We start from the raw sequence: 1514 nt of genomic DNA on the forward strand, positions 1-1514 counted from the left end.
CCTCGTCCGCACTCTCCAGCCGCCAGCCTGTGTCATCATCACGGACCAGCCCCACCACCATCGCCGAGTCCTCCATGCCACAGGACTACGCCCCAAAACCCTTCCTGACAAGGCTCCCGGCCATCATTAGCCGGTTAACAGGCACGAGCCGACCCGGCCCATCGACTGGCGGATCCCGAGGTCGGCGCAGAGCCGGGTGAACGAGGTCGCCGTGTAGGTCGAGCCCCTGTCGGTGTGTGGAAGATGACGCGGTTGGCCTCGTCCTCGCGCCAGATCGCCTCCTTGCCGCCGCGAGCGGTGACGGCCATCCGGATCGCCGCGCACGCCAGGTCAGCGTCGGGGTGGGCGCTGGTCGCGGCGCCGAGCAGCCGGCGTGAGTACAGGTCGATCACGGTGGCCAGGTACAGCTTGCCCTCGGCCGTGGGGATCTCGGTGATGTCGCCGACCCACTTGTAGTTGGGCGCCGGCGCGGTGAAGTCGCGACGCACCAGGTCCGGGAACTTGGGTGCGGTCCTGTCCTGCCTGGTCAGGCCGCTGCGGCGCTTGATCACGCGGGCCACCAGGCCCTGACGGCGCATCGACTCGGCGACCGTCTTCTCGCTGACCCGCCATCCGCCCTCGCGCAGGTCCTCGCGCAGGCGGGGCGATCCGTGCAGGCCCTTCGTCTTGCGGAACGCGACGGCCACGGCCCGGTCGACGGTGTCGCGCCGCCGGTCGGTGTCGGTGAACAGCCCGCTCGCGGCGCCCGGGCCGTCCGCGCGCTTGATCCACTTGTAGAACCACGCCTCGGAGACTCCGAGCAACGCGCAGACGGTCGTGTGTGGCACGGCGTAGTTGGTCCTCTGGTCGGCGATGAAGCGTGCCACGCTCACTTCGTCGCCTCCTTCACCCACAGGACCACGGATCGCTTGAGGACATCGCGCTCCATCCGCAGCTCGGCGACCTCGGCGCGGAGCCGTTTCAGCTCCTCGTAGTCGTCCTTGGACAGCTCGCCATGACCTTCGCGTGCGGCACGAGCGCGTTGGACCCAGTTGCCCAGCGTGCCCTCGTTCACGCCCAGATCTCGAGCGACCTGCGCGATCGGCTTGTTCGTCTCCTCGACGAACCGGACCGCTCCCTCACGGAACTCCCGGTCGTACTTCTTGCGCTTCTCTGGCATCTCGATCCTCATTGTGGATGCCTCTACGCTCCGGGGGGAACCTCAAGGTCTACCGCGCCCTGACCGGCCATTGCGAGATCCCGAACTACACCGACCTACGACCCGCCCGCCAAGCCAAGAACATCACCCTCACCAACGCCGCCGAAGCCTGCGGCACCTGGCCCGCACGAATCTCCGAGATCGAACTCGGCAAGAGACGCAGCGACGACCTCGCCCACCGCTACCGAGAATGGCTCACAGCAGCTTGACACCAGATAGGAGCATCAGTCCCAAATTCCCCGCGTGGGTGGGGGTCAGCTGGCGTGGCGGCGGATGCCTGCCGGGTTGGGCAGTTTGGGGCGTGCTTGCTGCTCGA

General features: G+C 67.6%; 3 protein-coding genes and 1 pseudogene. 1 reads left to right on the forward strand and 3 read right to left on the reverse strand.

Features of this window, described 5'->3' with window-relative positions; all coding sequences use genetic code 11:
• Window positions 1-126: 126 nt before the first annotated feature.
• From ABD089_RS13885 to ABD089_RS12305, 3 genes and pseudogenes are all read right to left on the reverse strand, one after another.
• Window positions 127-324 (reverse strand): DDE-type integrase/transposase/recombinase, encoded by a 198-nt coding sequence (locus ABD089_RS13885; protein ID WP_386769063.1) that lies wholly within the window; start codon window positions 322-324, stop codon window positions 127-129.
• A pseudogene (locus tag ABD089_RS12300) lies at window positions 321-893 on the reverse strand (DDE-type integrase/transposase/recombinase); the annotation flags it as partial. The gene ABD089_RS13885 and the pseudogene ABD089_RS12300, both read right to left, overlap by 4 nt.
• Window positions 869-1171: a transposase gene (locus ABD089_RS12305; protein WP_343886725.1), complete on the reverse strand. Its 303-nt coding sequence runs from the start codon at window positions 1169-1171 to the stop codon at window positions 869-871. The pseudogene ABD089_RS12300 and the gene ABD089_RS12305, both read right to left, overlap by 25 nt.
• Before the next feature lie 5 nt (window positions 1172-1176).
• On the opposite strand from ABD089_RS12305, the gene ABD089_RS12310 reads away from it, so the two are divergent.
• On the forward strand, window positions 1177-1407 hold the full coding sequence (locus ABD089_RS12310; RefSeq protein WP_343886726.1) for a helix-turn-helix transcriptional regulator: 231 nt from the start codon (window positions 1177-1179) through the stop codon (window positions 1405-1407).
• Window positions 1408-1514: the final 107 nt, after the last annotated feature.

It is taken from the genome of Luteococcus sanguinis, from assembly GCF_039527675.1.
In the GTDB taxonomy this organism is placed as follows: Bacteria; Actinomycetota; Actinomycetes; order Propionibacteriales; family Propionibacteriaceae; genus Luteococcus; species Luteococcus sanguinis.

Coding starts and splice junctions, on each gene's coding strand:
- ABD089_RS12305 (WP_343886725.1), bottom strand. CDS start 1,171: ATGAGGATCGAGATGCCAGAGAAGCGCAAGAAGTACGACCGGGAGTTC.
- ABD089_RS12310 (WP_343886726.1), top strand. CDS start 1,177: ATGCCTCTACGCTCCGGGGGGAACCTCAAGGTCTACCGCGCCCTGACC.